Below are 22,062 nucleotides of genomic sequence, written 5' to 3' on the forward strand. Positions count from 1 at the left end.
CTCCTTCAAACTCTCAGGGTTGCGGAACAAGAAGTGATTGCCAGCTGTTGGCGCGTGGGTGCGCCAGGTCCGACTCGGTGTAGCGGCGCCCGTCCGGCCCGACGTAGTCGCCGGTGGCCGGGTCGTAGGTCGCCACCGCTACCGGCGCGGGCGGTGGCGCGGTTCCCCGGGGTGGTGGTAGCCGCGGATCCTGGCCCGGCGGATACTGCGGCACGCCCTGACCGCTGGTGGTGGCATTGGGGTCGCCCTTCCAGTTGTAGCCGTCGTTGAGCGGCACGTAGTCTTCGTCGCTTTCACACAGTTCGACGGTGGGCGCGCGCTTCCATGGTTTGCTCTCACACGGAATGTTGCGCACCCCACGGACATTGAACTCCGAGTCCTGCGGCACCCGGCAATACAAATCCGCCGCCGGCCGGTCCGGGGCGTCAACGCTGGCCGGCGAGCGTCGCTGCGCCGGGGGTAGGTATCCCGTCGTGCACGGTGGCGGCAGGTTGAGGTTGAGGTTGAAGTCCAACTGGGCGCCCCGGTACTCCTGCTTGGTGTTCGAGCTCGGCACGATGATCGCCGCCATGGCCGCGATGCCCTGCGGAAGCAGCACCAGGAGTTGTTCGATGTCATGGCGGTAGACGACGGCGATATCGCCGAGGCTCACCAGATTGGCGAAAAGCACCGGCAACGCCGGGCTTACCCGGTCCAGCATCGCGCGGCCCTCCTCGATGCCGGAAGTGCCATGGGTCAGCAGATCTCGCACCGCGGCATCCTGCGCCTTGAACTGCGCCATGATGGCCGCGGTGCGGCCGGCCCACGTGGCGATCGCGTCCGATGTCTGCACCTGCGAATTGAGCACCGCCGGCGATTGGTCGATGAGGGCGGCGAGGGGGTCGACGGTCCGGCCTCCGGCGATGGCCAGTGCGGTCGACCCGTCGACGATGCGGGACAGTTCCGGTCCGAGGCCGCCGACCGCGCGGCTAGTCTCATCGATCACCGTGCGCAGGTTGTCCCGTGGAATCGCCTGCAGCGCACGGTTGGTCATGTCGAGCAGGTGCCCGATGTCGACGGGCACATCGACATGGCCGGCGGTGATGACGTCGCCGTCGTGCAGCAACCGGGAGTGTCCGCCGTCCTTGCCGGGCTGGGGCGTCAGCTCGATGTACTGCTCGCCGATCGCCGAGCGGCTGTGCACCGAGGCCTGCACGTCCGCGGGCACCTTGACTCCCGATCTCATGGCCAGCACCGCGCGCACCCCGGTGGCGGTGACCCCGACCGACTTGACCTGGCCCACGTCGGTACCGCGGTAGGTGACGACGGACGTCTCATAGAGCCCGCCCGATTGCGGCAGGTCGACCGTGACTTTGTACTCGCCGATCCCGAATAACGTGGCGGGCAGCTTCATGAAGTTGAATGCCATTGCGCCACAGGAAACGACAGTCACCAGCGTCAGGGTTGACAACTGGATCCACGTCCGGCGATTCAACCGAAGCATTCAGTATCCCCCGAAATGGTATGGGTAGGTCAGCGGGTTCCCCCCGGTGACCGGGCTCGGCTGCATGCCGATGGTGCGACCCCACTGCAGTTCGAGTTGGGTGAGGTTGCCTTCCCATCGCGAGCCGGTGAACAGCCCTTGGTCGATGCGGCTCAACGTCAGATCGACGATCAGGGTGAGGTTGGCGTAGTCCCCGCGGAACCAATTGCGCACGGTGGATGCCGGCCACGGGTAGGTCACCAGGCCGTCCAGGCCCTTGGTGAGTGAGGGGCCCGCATCGGCGAGCGACCGCAACACCGGTGCGATGTTGCGCAGGTTGTTCACCAGAGACTCCCTGCTCTGGTGGATGGTGTCGGCGGCGATCGCGCTGAATTTGCCGACCTGATCGACGGTGTCAGCGATCTTGGCGCGCTCCTTGGCCAACACGTCCAACGCCTTGGGCACGGACGTCAGCGCCTTGTCGACAACGGTACCGTTGGCGGCGATCTGCCCGGCCAGCGCGTTGAGATTCTCGGCGGCGGCGATGATGTCGTCGGTCTGGCCGTTGGTTTTGGCGATGAACTCGTCGATCTGGCCGAGTAGGCTGCGCATGTCGTTCTCGCGGCCGGCGAAGGCCTTGGCGACCGCCTGGGTGATTTCCTGTAGCTGGCCTATTCCGCTGCCGTTCAACAGGATTGACACTGATGCCAGCGTCTGCTCGGTGGTGGGATACAGGCTCGCGCGCGACAAGGGGATGACCGACCCGGCTTTGAGCTGGCCGACCGGCTGCTCCCCTTTGGGCGGCGCGAGTTCGATGTGCATCGAACCCAACAGGCTGGTCTGCCCGAGCTTCGCGGTCGAATTGGCCGGCAGGCGGACGTCACCGTTGATGCTCATGGTGACCAGCGCGTGCCAGTCTTGCAGTTCGATCTTGGTGACGTTGCCGACATTGACGTCGTCCACCCGGACCCGGGTGTTGTCCTGGATGGTGACTACGTCGGGCATCTGCGCCTGAATCGTGTACGACCCCGGACCCCCGCCCGCGGTGCCGGGCAGGCTGAACGAATTCAGGCCGCGCCAGCCACAACCCGACAGGGTGGCGAGGCAGGCCAGTCCGAGGACCGCGGCCACCGCGCGTCTCATGAGGGCCCCGTCGGAAGCATCAGGTTCTGCAGCACCTCGATAGAGTTGGACGCCGTGTTCGGCGGCGACGGCGCCTCGGCGGGTTGTGGCGCCTCGGCGACCGCCGGCTGCTCGGGGACCACCGGCTGGTCGGGCGGCGGCGGGGCACCATCCGGCGGCGGCGGTGCGTCGCGCGGCGGGGGTGCTGCGGGGGATGTGTACCCGGGCCGCAGCCAGTCCTCGCTGTAGGTGATCTCGCTGGGCCGGGCCTGCGTCCCCACGAAGGGGTTGATTCCCGCCGGAATGTAGTTGTAGATGCGGTTTTTGATGATCGGGTTGAGGTACTGCAGGCACAGCTTCGAGACCCGGGCCAGGCGCGCCCGCGACGCCGCTTCGATCGAGCTGCAGATGAACTGCGGGATGTCGGCGAAGTTGTTCAGGGCCAGGATGCCGGTCATCGCGCTCTGGGCCGGCTGGTAGATGTTCAGAAAGTTCTGGAACACCGTCGGGGCGATGTGCAGGAGCTGCTTGATATCACCGCGGCTGTCGTTGAGCGCGGTTGTGATGGAACCCAATCGGTCGAACGTGACACCCGCCGCTTCGCGGTTCTCGGCGAGGAAATCCCGCACATCCGTAAGCGCCCCGTCCAGGGACTTCAGCGCCGTGCCGACTTCGTTGGGGGTGTTCGACAGCAGCGTCGTCACGCTGGCCAGATTCTGGTTGAACGAGGCCAGCAGATCGCTGCTGGAATACAGTGCGGACACCAGTAGCTGCAGATTGCGCACGGTGCTGAAGATGTCGTCGGCGTGATCGCCGAGCGCCGAGATCGCTTCGGAGAGCTTGATGACGGTGTCGCGGGCGGTGTCTCCCTGGCCGCGCACGTTCTCCGCCGCCGAGTCGATGAATTCGCCCACGGAGTTCACGCCGCCCGGGCTGGTGGGCTGCAGGGCGTCGGTCAGCTTCTCCAGCTGCTTGCGGAAGTCATCCCATTCGACCGGAACCGCGGTGCGGCTCAGCGGTATCGAGGAGCCCGCGCTCAACTTGGGACCCCCGGAGTAGGCCGGGACGAGTTGCACGGCCCGCGAGGTCACCAGCGAGGGCGACAGGATGGCCGCACGCGCATCGGCCGGGATCGCGTACTGCTTGTCGACCGAGAACGTCACCTTGGAACTGGTGGGCTGCGGCTCGATCTTGTCGACCACGCCGACGGCGACACCGAGGATCCGGATCTCGTCACCGACGAACAGCCCATTGGCCTCCGCGAAATACGCGGAATAGGTGTTGTTTTCGACGTCTTTCCACAGTTTGTTGGCGACCAGAAATGAGGCCGCGGCCAAAGTCAGGATCAGGGTGGCGGCGGTCGCTTTTCGTAGGGCGCCTCGACTCACGTTCATGGCGAATCGAATTCGTGCGGCGAGGGCGGTGGAACGGTCCGGATGGGCGGCGTCGACGGTGGGGGCGACGGCGGCTGCGACCACAGCGGCACCGGTGCGTTCTCCGGCGGTACCGGCGGGGTGCCGGTGGGCGGGCCGAGCGCCTCCGACGGCAGCTTCTGGTTGGGGTCCAAGAACCGGTCATACATGTCGGCGTCGAGCACCGGGCCGCCGATCTGGCCGGGCACCAGGTTGGCCACATAGGCCTTGAAAAACGGCCCAGAGCCCAGGCATTCGCCGAAAGACATCGCGTAGCGCTTGAATTTGGGCAGCGTCTTCTGGATGTCTTCCTTGCGGTTGTCCAGGATCTCCAGCACGCCGTTGAGCTTGTCGAGGGCGGGCTTGAGCTGGGTTCGGTTGTCGTTGACCAGACCGGAGATCTGATGCGACACCGCGGTGAGGCTGTTCATCAGGGCGTCCAGCGAATCGCGCTCGTCGAGCAGGGCGGCCAACAGGGCGTTGGAGTTCGCGACCAGTCCGGCGATCTGCTGGCTGCGCTTGCCCAATACCGTCGACACCTTGTTGGCGTTGCCCAGCAGGCTGCGTAGCTGCGCGTCACGACCGTTGAGGGTGTCGGAGAACCGGGCGACACCCTCGAGTGCGGGCCGCAGGTTGGACGGCGTCGCTTTGAGTGTGTTGGCCAACGTCGTCAGGGCCGTGGACAGTTGGGCGGTATCCAGGCCGCTGATGGTGGTCGTCAAGTCGCCCAGCGCGTCGGGAAGTTCATACGGCGACGTGGTGCGTTCCAGCGGGATGGTGCCCGATAGTTGCCCATCTCCCCGCGGAGTCAGCTCGAGCATTTTTGCGCCCAGTATGGTTTCGGTTTTGATCGCCGCCTCGGTGCGGTCGCCCAACTCGACGCCCTTACGCACGGTGAAGCCCACCCGGACCTTGGTGCCTTCCAGGCGGAGGTCGGAGACCCGGCCGACACTCATGCCCGAAACCCGCACGGTGTTACCGGGTTTGATGCCGCCGGCCTCGGCGAAGTACGCCGCGTAGTCGTCGGTGTTCTTGATGAACGGCAGCTTGTTGTACTGGAAGGCGACCACGGTCACGCAGGCCAGGATGATGGTTCCCATCACGCCCAGCACGAAGGGGCTTCGCGCGTCGGCCGATATGACCTTGGGGAGTGTCAACTTCATTGCGGTGTGCACCGCCCACTGGGCTGGCCCAACAGTTTGACGAAGATCGGGTTGCCCCCCTTACCGTTCAGCTTGAGCAATACCTCGCAGAAGTAGAAGCCGAAATAGTCACCGTTGAGGCCCTGCCGGGCGAGCACCTGGTAGATGTCCGGCAGGTCCTTGAGCAGCTTGTCGACGTACTCCTTGTCGGAGAGCACCTGTCCCGACACGCGATCCGTCTCGTGCACAACGTCTTTGATCGGCTGGCGGGACTGGGCGAGCAGGTCGGTGATCGAGCCTGCGGCCGCGTTGATGTAGGCCAGTCCGGTGGAGATGTCGTTCCTGCGCTGCGCGAGCCCGTCCACCAGCTGGGCCAGTTTGTCCACGCCATCGGAGAACTCGTGGTCGCGCGCGGCGAAGGTGTGCAGCACGGTGTTCAGGTTGGTGATCAGCTGGCCGATCAGCTCGCTGCGCCCGGCCAGGGTCGAGGTCAGGATCGAGGTTTGCGACAGCACCGACGCCAGCGTCCCGCCTTGCCCCTGGAATATCCGCAGCAGCTGACCCGACAGGGCGTTGACCTGGTCGGGGTCCAGTGCGCGGAACAACGGGCGGAAGCCACCGATCAGGGCGTCTATGTCGAGCGCGGGCGAGGTCCGCACCAGCGGGATGGTCGCGCCAGGCGGCAGCCGGCGCGGCGACCCCGGGCTCTCCTCGAGCGCGAGATAGCGGTCCCCGATCAGGTTTTCGTAGCGCACGACGGCCCTGGTGCCCTCGCTGAGCCGCACACCTTTGTCGACTTCGAAGCCGACGGTGACCGAGCCGTCATGGTGCAGGCTCAGGTCGCCGACCTTGCCGACTTCCACCCCGGCGATGCGCACGAAGTTGCCGGACTTCAGGCCGGAGATGTTGGTGAAAATCGCGCGATAGCCGGTGCGGTCCTCGAAGCGCAATTGCCCGAACACCGCGATCAGCGCAAAGGTGAACAGCAGGCATACCGCCGTAAAGACCCCGACGCGCAGGATGATGCTGGATAGCTTCCTTCTCATGGCGGCGGCTGCCCCCCTCGCCAGAAGTAGCGTGGCCCTTCGGGTGGGTTCTTGGTGGTCGGGAACCAGTTGGCCCACCATGGATTACCCGCGGCCACGTTGGTGCGGATCTCGTTCGGAGCCGCCCCCCACCCGGTATCGGTGACCAGCGCACGCACCGGGAAGTTCGCGCTGGGATCCGGCAGCGAACCACAGCTTGGCTTGCCGCCCGGGCCGCCGGTCGCGTTGACCTTGGGAAGATGCTTCGGAAAACGGTAGGGGTCGTCTCCGAAAAGCAGCGCCGCGTCCAGGATCACCGAATACCCGTTGCCGCCCAACGCGTCTCGACCACCGTGGTCGACATACCATTGCGCACCCTGGAAAAGGCACGTGTAGGTCGGGGAGTACTTCTCCAGCAGCGCCATGGTCGGGTCGAGCAGGTCCATGGACCGCACGATGTTGGATTCGTTGCGGCCGATCACATTGATGCCGGTCTGGCTGAAGCCGATCGCCGACAACAACAACGAGTCCAGCGAGCGCTGGTCGTCCGTGATGGTCGTGCTGGTCGTCGCCGCCGAATCCAGGATGGACAGAATGTTCTGTGCCGCATCGGAATAGATGGCCGTCGTCGCGCCGAACAGCCGCCAGTCCTTGTGAATCGTCTCCATGCGCGGGTTGACGGTGAGCAGCACGTTGTTGACGTCGGTGATCGCCTGCCCGATCCGATCGCCCTTACCGCGCACCGATTGCGCGAAGGCCGACAAGATCGAGTTGAACTTCGCCGGGTCTAGCGCCTGGACCACCGACTGCAGATTCTCGAACACCGTGTTGACCTCCACGGTGACGTTGCGCGAGCGCAGCAACGCGCCGGGCTTCAGAGAGGTGGCGCTGGGATGATCGGGAACGATCAGGTCGACGAACTTGGAGCCGAACGCGGTGGTCGACTTGATCTCGGCCTCGAGATTGCTCGGCAGATACTTGAACGCGTCCGGTTGTATCTTCAGTTGCAGCCGAGCTATTTTCACGTCGGTGCCGATCGACGCGACCTGGCCGACCTGGACGCCGCGCAGCTTGACCTTGGCGCCGTTTTCCATCACCAGACCGGCACGGTCCGACACCAGCGTGAGCGGGACGAAGGCCTCAAATTTGCCGGAGAACGAGGCAACCGTCAGTGCGATCAGGCCTCCGATGAGGATGAACAGCGTGGGTGCCCACCAGATCGGGTCAATCTTGCTGCTGCGGGTCCTGTTTCGCTGGAATGGCCCGCTGGCTTTGTGATTGCTCATCCGGTCATCCCGACAGATTGAAGTTGCCGGACTGCCCGTAGACGGACAGCGAGATCATCAGGCACACGAACGCCGTGACGATCATTGATGACCGCACCGACCGACCGCTTCCCCGACGCCCGCCGGGCCACCCGTTGCGGTGAAGCCGTAGTATGTGTGCACCACCATCACCCCGGCCGCCATGGTCAGCGCCGCCAGGAACGACCAGAACAGGTCGGTGGGGCGCAAAAAGGTGGCGAAATAATGCTCGTAGACGCCTCGTGACTGCCCGTACACGTAGATCGTGAGGAACTTCGCCGCGACGAACGACATCAGAACGGCGACGGCGTAGAGGGGGATGACGACCAGGATGCCGGCGATGATCCGGGTGGACGCCAGATAGGTGACCGCGCGGATCCCCATCACCTCCAGCGCATCGATCTCCTCGTTGATGCGCATCGCGCCCAGTTGCGCCGTCGCACCGGCACCGATCGTGGCCGCCAGCGCCAGGCCGGCGGTGCAGGGTGCGATCATCCGGACGTTCAGGAACGCCGAAAGAAAGCCGGTCAGCGCCTCGACGCCGATCTTGGACAGCGTGTCGTAGCCCTGTACCGCGACGAGGGCACCGGTGGTCAGGGTCAGGAAGCCGATGATGCCGACCGTGCCCCCGATTACGGCCAACGCGCCCGTGCCCATTCCCATTTCGGCGATCAGCCGCAGCAGTTCGTTCGGGTAACGCCGGATCGCGTCGACGGTGGCGGTCAGGGATTGCCCGTAGAAGGCGGTCTGTTCGCCCACCCGGCGGGTGGAATCCGCCAGCCGGAGGCCAAGATTGACGAGCCACGAGGGCTCGCGCGCGGCGTCGGTCATTTGGCCGTCACCTTCACCCCGAGCGCAGTGGTCAGGATGTTGATGAAGAACAACGCCATGAACGAGAAGACCACGGTCTCGTTGACCGCGTTGCCGACGCCGGTCGGGCCGCCGCCCACCGACAAGCCCTTGTAGCAGGCAATCAGGCCGGCGGACAGCCCGAACAGGGTCGCCTTGATCAGCGAGATCACCACCTGCGGCAGCCCGGTGACCAGGGTCATTCCCGCGACGAATGCACCCGGCGTGACGTGCTGGACGAAGACCACGAAGATGTAGCTGCCCGTCAGGCCGGTGACCGCCACCACGGAGTACAGCAGGACCGCGACGAACGTCGCCGCGATGATGCGCGGAACCACCAGTGCCTGAATCGGATTGACGCCGATCACCTTCATCGCGTCGATTTCCTCGCGGATGGTGCGCGCACCCAGGTCGGCGCACATGGCGGTCGACCCGGCACCCGAGACGACCATCGCCGTGACGACCGGCCCCACCTGGGTCACCGAGGCCAGCCCCGCACCGGCACCCGAGAGATCGCCCGCGCCGATCTCGACGAGCAGGATGTTGAGGACGAACACGATGAGCACCGTGTATGGAATCGACAACATGATGGTCGGGAAAATGGAAACCCGGGCGACGAACCAAATCTGCTCGAGAACTTCGCGCCATGCCCAGGGGCCGCGCACAGCCGCGACCAACGCCTCCGCGCTGAGCAGAAAGAATTGACCCAATGCGTTCATGGGCTTCGCGAGGGTCGTCGCGTTCACGCTGCTCGCCCAACCCAATGGCGGTCCCTGACTCAACCCGACCCCCATTTTCGTAACATGGTTTATACGTTCGTAATTCGCTGGCCCTAAGCAAACAGCAGTGTTTACATGTAGCGCTCACGTCTGTTTGAGCGCATAGATGTGGGAATGTACGGGCAAAGCGATGCTCGGCGTGAGGTTTGCAATCAACAAGAAGAAATGTGGTGCGGCGACCGCAATCGTCGGCGGCGGGCCGCTAGCCTGTGTGAACTTTGGTGTCGGCCTCGGCCGGCAGCCGCGCGACGGCGGCGCCGCAGACGGACCGACGCCCGAGCGGTGGCGCGCGCAGAGCGTGGGGCCGACCCGCGGGAGATGCCGGGTGTCCACCGGAGATGACGGAGATGATGTGCGACGCAGCATCACTCAAAGCAGCGCGGCACGCGCCGCGTGCGCGGCTTTTCATCCTCTCCGAAACCCGTCGAGCACCCACGGCCACCGTCCCGTTCGGCTGTCGTCGCCGAACGCCACAGTCCGGGCAAGTCCGTTTCGACGCAAGGGTTTCCTTCACCCTGACCCTAATCGCGCTACCCCGGATAAGATTTGAAGGTTCTGGATACACTCTGCGGGTGACTGGTAGCCCGTCGTCATACCTGGTGTTGGCGTCGCAGCGCAGCGGCAGCACGCTGCTGGTCGAATCCTTGCGCGCCACCGGCGTGGCCGGCGAGCCTCAGGAGTTCTTCCAGTACCTGCCGTCCACCAGCCAGTCCCCGCAGCCACGGGAGTGGTTCGCGGGGGTGCAGGACGAGTCGATCCTGAGCCTGCTCGACCCACTGGACGCCGGGACGCCCGATCTCGCGCCGCCCGAGATTTGGCGTGCCTACATCCGTACCGTCGGACGGACACCGAACGGGGTGTGGGGCGGCAAGCTGATGTGGAACCAAACGCCGCTGCTGCTGGACCGTGCCAAGAACCTTCCGGATCGCAGTGGCGACGGCCTGCTGGCGGCGATCACCGATGTGGTGGGCGAGCGGCCACTGCTGATCCACGTCTACCGGCCCGATGTGGTTTCGCAGGCGGTGTCGTTCTGGCGGGCGGTGCAGACGCGGGTCTGGCGCGGCAGGCCCGACCCGGTCCGGGACGCGCGCGCCACCTATCACGCCGCAGCGATCGCCCACGTCGTCACCATGCTGCGCGCGCAAGAAGAGGGTTGGCGAAACTGGTTCGCCGAAGAAAACATCGAACCCATGGACATTTCGTATCCGGTGTTGTGGCGCAACCTGACTCAGGTCGTAGGGTCCATCCTCGAGGCGTTGGGGCTCGACCCACAACTGGCACCCGACCCGGTGCTGGAGCGCCAGGCCGACCAGCGCTCCGACGAGTGGGTGGACCGCTACCGTGCCGATGCCGAGAAGCTCGGCCTGCCAACCTGATCGACGGGCAGATCTAAATTCAGCCCGAGCCAATCACTTGGATGTAGCCGCCGCGGACGCCACCATTCGGAGTCAACACGTGCGGCGCAGAGACGCCGCCACAGGCGCTTGAGGAGCGGTCATCGTGGGTGAACGCGTGCCAGCTGACGGAGAGAACCCCGCTGCGCGAGGGTCGGATTGGGCAGCCCGGCTCGGTTCGGTGTCGGTGGACTGGTGGGCGACGGCGGTGGCGGGCGTGATCGTCGCGTTGGCGGTGGCCAACGCGCTCCCGAAGATCCCTTGGTGACCGGCGTGAGCACGGTCCGGGCGGAGCCCGACGAAACGTCGGCCGAACCCACCTTCACCAGCACCCGTCCGCTCGAGTATGTACCGGGGATTCTGCTGCTGATCGGCGTGGGGGTGCTGGGCAAGTACGCTCAGATCTGGTGGAACGCACTGGCCAAGCACCAGCACTGGATCGTGCCCGACATCGAATACGTGTTGTGGGCGATCGTGATCGGGTTGCTCATCACCAATACCGTCGGCCTGCACCCGATATTTCGACATGGCGTGCTGACCTATGAATTCTGGCTCAAGGTCGGGATCGTGGCGCTTGGTTCGCGCTTCGTGCTGGGCGATATCGCCAAGCTCGGCGGGCTCAGCCTGGTGCAGATCCTGGTGGACATGACCATTGCCGGGACGGTCATCATCGTCGTGGCCCGCGCGTTCGGATTGTCGGGCAAGCTCGGCTCGCTGTTGGCGATAGGCACGTCCATCTGCGGGGTGTCGGCCATCGTGGCGGCCAAGGGCGCGATCCGGGCCCGTAACTCCGACGTTAGCTACGCGATCGCGGCGATCCTGGCGCTGGGTGCGGTGTCCCTGTTCTTGTTGCCACCGCTGGGACACGCCATCGGTCTCACCGACCACGAATTCGGTTTGTGGGCGGGACTTTCCGTGGACAACACGGCCGAAACCACCGCGACCGGATACCTGTACGCCGACCATGCCGGCAAGATCGCGGTGCTGGTCAAGTCGACCCGAAACGCGCTGATCGGGTTTGTCGTGCTGGGGTTCGCCCTGTTCTGGTCGGGTCGAGGGCAGGCCGACCGAATCGCGCCGGGCGCCGCGGCCAAGGCCGCCTTCGTCTGGAACAAGTTTCCGAAGTTCGTGCTCGGCTTCCTGGTGGTCTCGGCGATCGCCACCGCTGGCTGGCTGACCCCGGACCAAACCGCCAACCTTGCCAACGTGTCGAAATGGGCCTTCCTGCTGACCTTTGCCGGTGTGGGGCTCAACACCGATATTCGTCAGATCGCACGCACCGGGTGGCGACCGCTGGTCGTCGCGGTCATCGGGCTCACCGTCGTCGCGACCGTCTCCCTGGGCATCGTGCTGCTGACGTCGCGCGTATTCGGTTGGGGCGCAGGCACCTAAGTTGCTACGCCCCACCGGGTTGCGCTATTCGCCCGGCTGGCCGGGCGCTCGGCACGCCCACACCTCAGCCGACGTTCGTTCCGCCCTCGGCGATCCGGCGCACCGCGCGCAAGAAGACGTCGATCTCCTCGAACGTGTTGTAGAACGCGAACGACGGGCGCACCGTCGATTCCAGCCCCAGCCGCCGCAGGGCCGGCTGCGCGCAGTGGTGACCGGCGCGCACCGCGATGCCCTCGGCGTTGAGCGCCTTGCCCACCTCGAGCGGGTCGTGTCCGGCGAGCACGAACGACAGCACGCTGGCCTTCTCTTTTGCGGTGCCCACCAGACGAACTCCGGGGATGTCGGCCAACCGCGGCGTCGCGTACTCCAGCAACGCGTGTTCGTAAGCCGCGATCCGTTCGATGCCCAGCCGCTGGACATAGCGCAGCGCCTCGGTGAGCCCGACGGCGTCGGCGATATTGCCGGTGCCTGCTTCGAATTTGGTCGGCGGCCCTTGATACAACGAGCGCTCCAGCGTCACGTCGGCGATCATGTGACCGCCGCCCTGCCACGGCGGTGTCTCGGTCAGGGCTTCTTCCGTGCCGTAGAGCGCACCAATTCCGGTGGGGCCGTAAATCTTGTGGCCGGAGCACACGAAGAAGTCGGCGCCGAGGTCGGCGACGTTGACCGGCATGTGCTGAATCGACTGAGCGCCGTCGATCAAGACCTTGGCGCCGTAGCGGTGACCCAGCTCCACGATCTTGTCCACCGGGACCACCGTGCCCAACGCGTTGGACACCTGAGTGGCCGCGACGAGCTTGGTCCGCGGGCCCAGCAGCTCCTCGAACTCGCTCAGCAGCAGGTTGCCCGCGTCGTCGATCGGAGCGACCTTGAGGATCGCTCCCGTCTTTTGCGAGACCAACTGCCAGGGAACGATATTCGCGTGGTGCTCCAGGTGTGTGATGACGATCTCGTCGCCGGGCTGCAGGTGCTTGCCGCCCCAGGCATGGGCCACCAGGTTGATCGCCTCGGTGGTGCCGCGCACGAAGACGATGTTGTCTGGACTCGGGGCACCGATGAATTCGGCCACCGTGTCGCGCGCTTCCTCGTAGGCATCGGTGGCCCGCGCGGCCAATTCGTGTGCGGCGCGGTGGATGTTGGAGTTCTCGTGGGCGTAGAAGTGTGACAGCCGGTCGATCACGACCTGCGGCTTCTGGGTGGTCGCCGCGTTGTCGAACCAGATCAGCGGCTTTCCGTTGACGACCTCCTTCAGGATCGGGAAGTCCGCTCGCATTGCGTTGACGTCGAACACCTCGTGCTCGTCCGGCAGTCGCGGCACCGACTCGGTCGCCGTCAGGAAGTGGTAGTTGTGCTCGTCACCTGCCGGCGCATGCGGGTTGGCGGGCACGCCGTCGGACCAGCCCAGGTTGGTCACCGAAGGTGCGTCGGGCAACGAATGCGGAACCGTGTACGGCGCTGACCGACCCGTGGTCCGAGGGCTCACCGACGTGGTCGGCGCAGCGCCGGCCAATACGCCCGGCACGGTCGGGACGATGCCCTGCGACGGCACTGCGAAAGCCGTCAGATCACCGGTCGGCAGGTAGGGCTCCGCGACGCTGCCACTGGTCGCGCCGGCCGATGCCGCCGTCGTGTCCGGAGCGTTCCCGCGGGGCGCGACCGGCACCGTTTGCGGAGGCGCTTCCGGTGCGGGTGACGTCGGAGCCGGAACGTAGATGTCCGTGAAACCCAGCGCCGGCAGTGGTGTCGGGTAGGCGTCGGCGCTGCCCGCAGCGGCGTGGGCGGCCGAGGTGGCCGCCGTCGTATCCGGCACGCTGCCCCGCGGGGCGACGGGCGCTGACTGCGGCGGACTGTCCGGACCCGGCCGGATGCTGGCCGCGTATAGCTGACTGGCCAGCGCCGCGATTTCGGCAGCGCTGATGGGCAAGTCGCTCTCAGCGTCTACCGCCCGGTACTCACTTGTACTCATGGAACTGGTCCACGGCGACACCGTCGAGCACGCCGAGGGCGTCGTCGGTGAGCACGGCCAGGGAGGTGTACAGGGTGACCAGGTAGGTCGCGATCGCCTGCTGGTTGATACCGGTGAACCGCACCGAAAGCCCCGGCGCCTGTTCCCCGACGAGCCCCGGCTGGAACAGGCCCACCACGCCCTGACGCTCCTCACCCGTGCGCACCAGGATGAACTTGGTCTTCCCGTCCTCCACCGGCACCTTGTCCGAGGGGATCAAGGGAATCCCGCGCCAGGTGATGAACTGCGCGCCGAACAGGCTCACGACCACGGGCGGCACACCCCGGTACGTGGCCTCACGACCGAACGCGGCAATGCCCTGCGGGTGCGTGAGGAAGAAACTCGGCGTCTTCCACACCCGGGTGATCAAAGCGTCGAGGTCGTCGGGGGTCGGCGCACCGGCGAGCGTCTGGATGGTCTGCTCCGGGGTGACCTGCGCGAGCAACCCGTACTCCGGGCTGTTGATCAGCTCGGACTCCTGCCGCTCCTTGATGGTCTCGATGGTCAACCGCAGTTGCTGGGCGATCTGGTCGTGCGGGCTGGAGTAAAGGTCGGAGACCCTGGTGCTGACGTCGAGCAGCGTGGAAATGCTGCGCAGCGTGTACTCGCGCGGGCTCGTCTCGTAATCAACGAATGTCTCGGGCAGCGGTTCGTCGGTGCCCGCGCCCGCTTCGGCCTTGACGGCGACGTTCTCGGGGTTAACCACCCGGTTCACCCGGTAGATACCCGCCTCCACCGGAACCCAGCTGAGCAGGTGCAGCAGCCAGCGCGGCGTGATCGTCGAGAGCTGGGGAACGGTCTTGGTTGCGTTGGCAAGTTGCCTGGCAGCGAGATCGCCAAGTGCCTGAGACTCAGTTTGAGCCGACGTCATCGTGGTCCTTTCTAGCTTGGTCGAATGCTGCGGCCGAGGCCGGACACATGATCAATCGTCCCGCAGCAGAGGCGGGTCCGCGCCGAGCGTAGGCAACTTCGGGGCCGGCCAGAAGATTTAGAGCCGGGCTGAGCGAAACGCGCCGACGTGCGCCGATGCCTTATAGTGGGGACATGCAACACCCCGTACAGCCGCGCTTTGTCCCGTCGCGCTGCGCCGTCGCGGACTGTTGTTGCTGTTGTTGTTGTTGATTTTCTGAGCCCTCTGACGCTGTAGAAAACCCCGCGCCGGCCCACCTCAGGGCGGTATCGCCGGGTCCCACCCGGCGGCGTGAAGATGCAGGCCCTTGAAAAGCTTTTCAGGAAGATCAACAACCCATGACCATATTGTCCGAGCCCGGCCGTGCGCTGGCACCCGTGACGACCCGTCGTCGTTCGGTGGTCCGGCCGGCCCGTGCGCTCAACCGCCTCACCCGATACCGGGGCGGAACGTATTCCCACACCGTCGATCGGGTCGTATTCACCGATGGCAGCTGGGCGCGCACAGACCTGATCAGACTCAACCCGAACGTGCATGCCTACTCGCTGGATTTCACCGGCGTGGCACCGCGGCACCCGTCGCGCTATCGCGTGGACACCTGGTCAGCGCTGCCGCACCTACGCACGTCGGGTCACGAAGCCAGGATCGGCTGGATCCTGAGGCACTCGTTTCCGATGCACTCAACCGCCGAACTGAGCCAGCAGGTGCGCGAAGCCGGCTATCCGCTGGGACCGGCCAACATCAACGAACACGAGGCGATCGCGGCGACGCAGGCAGCGATTTGGTTTTTCACCAACAGGTTGACGCTGGACACCCGCCCGCTCAATGTTCCCGTGACGGTTCGCCGGTCCGCCGGACCCGTATTCACCTTCGAGTTCGACGGCGAACCTCAGCTCGGCGGCTACTCGGTATGGACCGACTCACCCACCGCGGTCAATTTCAAGCTGCAGAAATCACCCAATGGCGTTGTCTGGCAGGATGTTTCCGGATCGGAGCTGACCGCGGGCCCCGGGGCAGGCCGTCACCAGCGCACGTTGGGCCAGGGCAGCACGCTGTCGTCGAGCAGCCACGGCCGCGGAGGGCGCGGATACCGCTACTACCGGCTGGCCGCGAGCTCCGACACGGACACCCCCAGGATCGGGCCCGTCAGCTTCCGGCTCACCGGTGCCCGCTACTACCGCAACGCCGATAAGGTCGTGCACCTGTACAACTACTTGCTTGCGCAGGCGCGTAAGGCCGTTCACGAAACCGGCGAAGCCGCACTGGTCGACCATCGCGCCGGCGCGGACGGGGGGCTCATCGGCCCGTTTCAGGTGCGAATCCCGCTGCTGTTCAGCGCCAACGACGGTCAGGAAGTGGTGGACACCGACGGCTTCACGCTCGGCGGCCCGATCGAACCGGGCACGGATTTTTATTTACGCCAGCCGACTGGCATGTCGGGAATAACGATTACCGCGAAAACCGTTGGCGAACTGCATGGACGCGTACTCACCGGGGTAGCGCTCGACGAGGCGTCGCACCGCTTCACGCCCGTGGCGCTAGCCATCCCCACCGAGATGAACATAGAGTTCGATATTAGCTGGCAGGTCGATGAGGCCTGGTCCTACGTCGTTGGAGACAAAAGGTAGATGAGCATCGCGGAGAACGTCACGGAGTTGATCGGTAACACCCCGCTGGTCCGGCTGAACCGGGTCACCGAGGGTGCGGTCGCCGACGTCGTCGCCAAGCTGGAATTCTTCAACCCGGGCAACAGCGTCAAGGACCGCATCGGGGTCGCGATGATCGACGCGGCGGAGCAGGCGGGCCTGATCAAACCGGACACGATCATTCTCGAACCGACCAGCGGGAACACCGGCATCGCCCTGGCGCTGGTGGCCGCGGCCCGCGGGTACCGCTGCGTGCTGACCATGCCCGAGACCATGAGCGTCGAACGACGAATGTTGTTGCGCGCCTTAGGAGCTGAGATCGTTTTGACGCCGGGCTCCGAGGGCATGCCGGGCGCCATCGCCAAGGCCGAGGAATTGGCCAAGAGCGACCAACGGTATTTCGTGCCACAGCAGTTCGAAAATAAGGCCAACCCCGCAATCCACCGCGCCACCACGGCGGAGGAAGTGTGGCGCGACACCGATGGAAAAATCGACATTTTCGTTGCCGGCGTGGGTACGGGCGGCACCATCACCGGTGTCGCTCAGGTGATCAAGGAACGCAAGCCCTCGGCACAATTCATCGCCGTGGAGCCGGCCGGGTCGCCGGTGCTGTCCGGCGGGCAGAAGGGGCCGCACCCCATTCAGGGTCTCGGCGCCGGGTTCGTCCCGCCGGTGCTGGCGATGGACCTGGTTGACGAGGTCATCGCCGTCGGCAACGAGGAGTCAATCGCCCTGGCCCGGCGGCTGGCCTCGGAGGAGGGACTGCTGGTCGGCATTTCCTCGGGGGCGGCGGCGGTGGCCGCCCTGCAAGTGGCGCGCCGGCCCGAAAACGCCGGAAAGCTCATCGTCGTGGTGCTGCCCGACTTCGGCGAGCGCTACCTCAGCACGCCGCTCTTCGCCGACCTGGCCGATTAGCATGCTCGCAGCCATCCGTCGTGACATCCGAGCCGCCAGGGAACGGGATCCCGCGGCGCCGACCACGCTGCAGGTGATCTTCGCCTACCCGGGCGTGCACGCCATCTGGGCTCACCGCATCAACCACTGGCTGTGGCACCGCGGTGCGCGGCTGATCGCACGTATCACCGCCGAAATCACCCGGATCCTGACCGGAGTCGAGATCCATCCGGGTGCGGTGCTGGGTCCCGGTCTGTTCATCGACCACGCGACCGGTGTGGTGATCGGAGAAACCGCCGAGGTGGGTGAGGACGTGACCATCTACCACGGCGTCACCCTGGGCGGCAGCGGCAGGGACACCGGCAAACGTCACCCCACCATCGGTGACCGGGTAACCATTGGCGCCGGGGCGAAAGTGTTGGGCGCCATCAAAATCGGCGACGACAGCCGCATCGGCGCCAACGCCGTGGTGGTCAAGGAGGTTCCGTCGAGCTCGGTGGTCGTCGGGGTGCCCGGACAGGTCATCAGCCGCAGCCTTCCCGGCAGCCCGGACGATTCGATGATGCCCGATCTCGTCGGTGTGAGCCTGCAGTCGCTGCTTACCCGCGTGACGAAACTGGAGGCCCGGGCCGACGGCGCACGGACCAACCACGTCATCCGGCCGCCCGAGGCCGGCGTCTGGCACGGCGAGGACTTCTCCATCTGAGCCCATCCCCCAAAGGTTGTGGAGCTCAGCCGAACCCGTTCTGATCGCGGGTATTCGCCACGCTGCACCGAACCCTCATTGGCGCGCGCGACAGCGTTGAGCTCGGCGAAGTATTACTCACGCTGAACTTAATCCCGCCGTGGAATGCATCGCCGCCCGCAGCGTTGCACAGTGGGTTATGACCACGACGTGCGACGGCGAAGCTGCCGGGGACCGATCATGACCGAGCTGCATCTAGCGGTGGCGCTGGACGGCTACGGTTGGCACCCCCAGGCGTGGCGATACGCGTTCGCGCACAACGCGACCGGCGGCGGACAACTCAGCGGCCGCTATTGGGCCGCGCTGGCGGGCACCGCTGAGCGTGGGCTGCTGGATTTCCTGACCATCGACGACAGCCTGGACGCACAGCCGGGGCGCCGGGCCGAAATCTCCCCGCGGCGCCTGGCGGGACGCGCCGATGCCACGCTGGTGGCCGCCCGCGTTGCGCCGGTCACCACCCACATCGGCCTGATACTCGTTGCGACGGTCACGCATACCGAGCCGTTCCACATCTCGAAAGCGGTTGCGACACTTGACCATGTTTCGCACGGCCGGGCCGGCTGGCAGGTGCGGGTGAGCCCAACGGCGCACGAAGCGGCGCTGTTCGGCCGACGACCCGCCCCCGCAGGCGACGAACTTTTCGAAGAGGCCGCCGACGCGGTGGAGGTGGTGCGCCGCCTCTGGGACAGCTGGGAGGACGACGCCGTCATCCGCGATCTCGAGACGGGTCGCTACATCGACCGGGCCAAGCTGCACTACATCGACTTCGCCGGCGCGCACTTCTCGATCAAGGGGCCCTCGATCACCCCGCGGCCGCCCCAGGGCCAGCCGGTGGTGGCGGCGCTGGCACACGCGCCGCGGGTCTACGAATTCGCGGCCGCCAACGCCGATCTCGTCTTCGTCACCCCGCGCGACGAGGGCTCGCTGCGAGCGATCCTGGCTGACGTCGACCAGGCGCAGCGCGCTGCGGGCCGAGCGATCCAGGTCTACGCGGACCTGGTGGTGGCGTTGGCTGAAGATCCATCGGCGCCGGTGGCGGCACTGTCCTCCGATGCGCATGTCTTCCACGGAAGCACAAGCGATTTGGTAGAGCTGCTGCTCGCCTGGCAAGACGCCGGAGTCGACGGGGTACGGCTGCGGCCCGCTGTCAACGCCCTCGACCTGCCCGCGATCGTCGACGACCTGGTGCCACGACTGCAGCGCGCCGGCCGATTCCGCACCGGCTACCGTGACGGCGAAACCCTGCGCGAACGCCTCGGACTGGCACCCGCACCGAACCGCTACGCGACGGCCCCGTCATGACCGTCACTCCCCTGTCGATCCTCGACCTCGCACCGATCAGCGCCGGCAGTGACCCCGCCACGGCGCTACGCAACACCATCGACCTGGCCCAGCACGCCGAGCGATGGGGCTACAAACGGTATTGGCTCGCCGAGCACCACTTCGTCGCGGTGGCCAGCTCGTCACCGGTGACGCTGATCGGCCAGATCGCCGCGGCGACAAAACGAATCCACGTCGGGTCGGCCGCGGTGCAGGTCGGGCACCAGACGGCGCTTGCCGTGGTGGAAAGCTTCGGCATCCTCGATGCGCTTCATCCCGGCCGCATAGACATGGGGCTGGGCCGATCCGGGCAGCGGCGCCAAGAGGCGGCCACGTCGGCTCCGGCCCCCGCCGAACGCCAACCCACGCCGTGGCGCGAAATGGACGGCGTGGTCATCCCCACCCCCTTCGACCAGACACCGCTGATGAAAAGCGAGCGGATCCGGGCGCAAGCGTCGGTGCTCGCTCAGCCATGCGCGCAACCGCCCGACTTCGCCGACCAGCTGGCCGATATCGAAGCGATGCTGGACGGCACCTACTCCGTCAACGGCCATGAGCTGCATGCTGTTCCGGGCGAGCACGCCCACTTGACCCCGTGGATCTTCGGCAGCACCACGGGGCAGAGTGCCGAGGTTGCCGGTGCCCGTGGACTTCCGTTCGTCGCGAGCTACCACATCACCCCCGGCACTGCACTCGACGCAATCACCTGGTACCGCAACGCGTTCCGCCCGTCCGCCCGGCTATCCGAGCCCTACGTGGTGGTGTCCGCCGATGTCGTCGTCGCCGAGGACAGCACCACCGCGCGGCACCTCGCATCCGGTTACGGCCGCTGGGTGTATTCCATCCGAAGTGGCCACGGAGCCATCCCCTACCCGGATCCCGATTTCTGCGAGCCCCTGACCGAGGACCAGCAGGCGCTGGTAGCCGACCGCACCGCAACACAATTCGTCGGCAACCCCGACGAGGTCGCCGACCGGCTCGAACTGCTGCGCCGCGTCACAAGTGCCGACGAACTGTTGATCACCTCCGTGACGCACCGGCACGTCGACCGGCTGCGCTCGCATGAACTGATCGCCAAGCGATGGGGATTGACCGGATGACCGTTCGAGAAGCAGTGCGCCGCAAGCGGATACATCTCGGAGCTCACTTCCCTGGGGTGAACAACACCACGGTGTGGTCCGATCCGAGCGCGGGCAGTCAGATCGCGTTCCAATCCTTTGTGCACCTTGCCAAGACCGCCGAGCGTGGACTGTTCGACTTTCTCTTTCTGGCCGAAGGCCTGCGGCTGCGTGAGCACCGCGGCCACATCCACGACCTCGATGTCGTCGGCAGGCCCGACACCTTCACCGTGCTGGCCGCGCTGGCCGCGGTCACGGACAAACTCGGCCTCGCCGGAACCATCAACACCACGTTCAACGAACCATACGAGGTAGCAAGGCAATTCGCGACGCTGGATCACCTGTCCGACGGGCGTTCGGCGTGGAACATGGTCACCTCCTCGGATGCGTTCACCGGGGCGAACTTCCGTCGCGGCGGATTTCTCGCCCACGCCGACCGCTACCGCAGGGCCGAGGAATTCATCGCCGTGGCGCGGCGGTTTTGGGACAGCTGGGCACCAGATGCCGTGATCGCCGACGTCGACGCCGGAATCTATGCCGATCCGGCCCGCATCGGCACCGTCGAACACCACGGTCCGCAATTCGACGTCCGCGGCGTCGCCTCGCTGCCCGCCGGGCCGCAAGGCCATCCGGTGCTGCTGCAGGCCGGCGACTCCGGCGACGGCCGTGACTTCGGCGCCCGGCACGCCGATGCCCTGTTCACGTTGCACGGGTCACTCGAGGCGGGGCAGCGCTACTACGCCGACGTGAAGAGCCGCGCCGCGGCCCACGGGCGAGACCCCGACCAGCTCAAGGTGCTGCCCGGCGCGACGTTCGCGCTGGGCGACACCCCCGCCGAAGCGGAGGACAACGCACGCTGCATCCGCGAGCAGCAGGTCAGCGGCCCGGCCGCGATCGCGTTCCTCGAACAGGTGTGGGGCGTGGACCTATCGGCCTACGACCCCGACGGGCCGCTGCCCGACGTCGACCCCGTCGAGAATCCGGACATCACCCGAGGACGGGTCCGGCACGGCGACCCCAAGACGGTCGCCGAGACCTGGCGCGCCCGAGCGAAAGCCGAGAACCTGTCGATCCGCGAGCTGATCATCGAAGTCACCAGCCGTCAGCAGTTCGTCGGAACTCCGGATCAGGTCGCCACGGAGATCGATCGCTATGTGCAGTCGGATGCCTGCGACGGCTTCATCCTGGTGCCGCACCTGACACCGCACGGCCTCGACGAGTTCGTCGAAAAGGTGGTGCCGCTGCTGCAGGAGCGCGGTAGCTTCCGCACCGAATACCGCGGCACCACGCTGCGCGAGCATCTGGGACTGTTGCCCGCACCGGTGCGGGCGGGAAATCCGGCCGGTATCGCGATCGGCCAGTGAAGGCCGCGCACGCGGCACGGTGAAATTTGCTTGCTCCCCCGCCTGGACTCGAACCAGGAACCCTTCGGTTAACAGCCGAATGCTCTGCCAATTGAGCTACAGGGGACTAACCCGATCGCGGGACGACTCTAGCGTACTGGCACGACCGCACCCAACTGACGCGGACCACCGCCTGCGCC

18 protein-coding genes, 1 tRNA gene and 1 pseudogene are annotated in these 22,062 nt (G+C 66.1%); 9 read left to right on the top strand and 11 right to left on the bottom strand.

Annotated elements, in window-relative coordinates; genetic code table 11:
- Positions 1-13: 13 nt before the first annotated feature.
- The 8 genes and pseudogenes from G6N50_RS09855 to G6N50_RS09890 form a co-directional block, all read right to left on the bottom strand.
- Complete coding sequence (locus G6N50_RS09855) at positions 14-1,483, bottom strand: MCE family protein (RefSeq protein WP_083095821.1); 1,470 nt, start codon at positions 1,481-1,483, stop codon at positions 14-16.
- Positions 1,484-2,605, bottom strand: a complete 1,122-nt coding sequence (locus G6N50_RS09860) for an MCE family protein (protein ID WP_083095818.1) — start codon at positions 2,603-2,605, stop codon at positions 1,484-1,486.
- Positions 2,602-3,978, bottom strand: coding sequence for an MCE family protein (locus G6N50_RS09865; RefSeq protein WP_163650835.1), 1,377 nt, complete (start codon positions 3,976-3,978; stop codon positions 2,602-2,604). The genes G6N50_RS09860 and G6N50_RS09865 overlap by 4 nt, the downstream gene beginning before the upstream one ends.
- The gene (locus G6N50_RS09870; RefSeq protein WP_142275591.1) at positions 3,975-5,159 is read right to left on the bottom strand and encodes an MCE family protein; all 1,185 of its coding nucleotides are present in this window, start codon (positions 5,157-5,159) and stop codon (positions 3,975-3,977) included. Before G6N50_RS09870 ends, G6N50_RS09865 begins: the two co-directional genes overlap by 4 nt.
- On the bottom strand, positions 5,156-6,184 hold the full coding sequence (locus tag G6N50_RS09875) for an MCE family protein (protein WP_083095815.1): 1,029 nt from the start codon (positions 6,182-6,184) through the stop codon (positions 5,156-5,158). The genes G6N50_RS09870 and G6N50_RS09875 overlap by 4 nt, the downstream gene beginning before the upstream one ends.
- Positions 6,181-7,449 carry an MCE family protein gene (locus tag G6N50_RS09880; protein WP_083095812.1) on the bottom strand — a complete coding sequence of 423 codons (1,269 nt, stop codon included), beginning with the start codon at positions 7,447-7,449 and terminating at the stop codon, positions 6,181-6,183. Before G6N50_RS09880 ends, G6N50_RS09875 begins: the two co-directional genes overlap by 4 nt.
- A gap of 4 nt (positions 7,450-7,453) precedes the next feature.
- Positions 7,454-8,298: pseudogene (locus G6N50_RS09885) on the bottom strand (ABC transporter permease).
- The gene (locus G6N50_RS09890; protein ID WP_083095809.1) at positions 8,295-9,062 is read right to left on the bottom strand and encodes an MlaE family ABC transporter permease; all 768 of its coding nucleotides are present in this window, start codon (positions 9,060-9,062) and stop codon (positions 8,295-8,297) included. Before G6N50_RS09890 ends, G6N50_RS09885 begins: the two are co-directional and overlap by 4 nt.
- 605 nt (positions 9,063-9,667) lie before the next feature.
- Between G6N50_RS09890 and stf0 the strand changes: the two genes are divergently transcribed.
- From stf0 to G6N50_RS09905, 3 genes are all read left to right on the top strand, one after another.
- Positions 9,668-10,471 (top strand): trehalose 2-sulfotransferase, encoded by an 804-nt coding sequence (stf0, locus tag G6N50_RS09895; protein WP_083095806.1) that lies wholly within the window; start codon positions 9,668-9,670, stop codon positions 10,469-10,471.
- Between the two features lie 124 nt (positions 10,472-10,595).
- Positions 10,596-10,757 carry a hypothetical protein gene (locus G6N50_RS09900; RefSeq protein WP_158086074.1) on the top strand — a complete coding sequence of 54 codons (162 nt, stop codon included), beginning with the start codon at positions 10,596-10,598 and terminating at the stop codon, positions 10,755-10,757.
- Entirely contained in the window at positions 10,751-11,881 is a 1,131-nt protein-coding gene (locus G6N50_RS09905; protein WP_083095804.1) for a YeiH family protein, read from the top strand. The genes G6N50_RS09900 and G6N50_RS09905 overlap by 7 nt, the downstream gene beginning before the upstream one ends.
- Before the next feature lie 64 nt (positions 11,882-11,945).
- Here the strand turns inward: G6N50_RS09905 and G6N50_RS09910 are convergent, their stop codons facing one another.
- A complete protein-coding gene (locus G6N50_RS09910) occupies positions 11,946-13,847 on the bottom strand; it encodes a family 2A encapsulin nanocompartment cargo protein cysteine desulfurase (RefSeq protein WP_083095801.1) in 1,902 nt (633 codons plus the stop codon).
- Positions 13,834-14,757, bottom strand: coding sequence for a family 2A encapsulin nanocompartment shell protein (locus tag G6N50_RS09915; RefSeq protein WP_083095799.1), 924 nt, complete (start codon positions 14,755-14,757; stop codon positions 13,834-13,836). Before G6N50_RS09915 ends, G6N50_RS09910 begins: the two co-directional genes overlap by 14 nt.
- A 377-nt stretch (positions 14,758-15,134) precedes the next feature.
- Between G6N50_RS09915 and G6N50_RS09920 the strand changes: the two genes are divergently transcribed.
- From G6N50_RS09920 to G6N50_RS09945, 6 genes are all read left to right on the top strand, one after another.
- Complete coding sequence (locus tag G6N50_RS09920) at positions 15,135-16,424, top strand: thioester domain-containing protein (protein ID WP_083095797.1); 1,290 nt, start codon at positions 15,135-15,137, stop codon at positions 16,422-16,424.
- Positions 16,425-17,357 (top strand): cysteine synthase A, encoded by a 933-nt coding sequence (cysK, locus tag G6N50_RS09925; RefSeq protein ID WP_083095795.1) that lies wholly within the window; start codon positions 16,425-16,427, stop codon positions 17,355-17,357.
- Position 17,358: 1 nt separating this feature from the next.
- Complete coding sequence (gene cysE / locus G6N50_RS09930) at positions 17,359-18,042, top strand: serine O-acetyltransferase (protein ID WP_083095793.1); 684 nt, start codon at positions 17,359-17,361, stop codon at positions 18,040-18,042.
- Positions 18,043-18,261: 219 nt separating this feature from the next.
- Positions 18,262-19,383 (top strand): LLM class flavin-dependent oxidoreductase, encoded by a 1,122-nt coding sequence (locus G6N50_RS09935; protein WP_083095790.1) that lies wholly within the window; start codon positions 18,262-18,264, stop codon positions 19,381-19,383.
- Positions 19,380-20,501: an LLM class flavin-dependent oxidoreductase gene (locus G6N50_RS09940; RefSeq protein WP_083095788.1), complete on the top strand. Its 1,122-nt coding sequence runs from the start codon at positions 19,380-19,382 to the stop codon at positions 20,499-20,501. Before G6N50_RS09935 ends, G6N50_RS09940 begins: the two co-directional genes overlap by 4 nt.
- Positions 20,498-21,883, top strand: a complete 1,386-nt coding sequence (locus tag G6N50_RS09945; protein WP_083095786.1) for an NtaA/DmoA family FMN-dependent monooxygenase — start codon at positions 20,498-20,500, stop codon at positions 21,881-21,883. Before G6N50_RS09940 ends, G6N50_RS09945 begins: the two co-directional genes overlap by 4 nt.
- Positions 21,884-21,916: 33 nt before the next feature.
- Here the strand turns inward: G6N50_RS09945 and G6N50_RS09950 are convergent.
- Positions 21,917-21,989 (bottom strand) — tRNA-Asn (locus tag G6N50_RS09950).
- Positions 21,990-22,062 lie beyond the last annotated feature (73 nt).

This window comes from Mycobacterium mantenii, from assembly GCF_010731775.1.
Lineage (GTDB): Bacteria > Actinomycetota > Actinomycetes > Mycobacteriales > Mycobacteriaceae > Mycobacterium > Mycobacterium mantenii.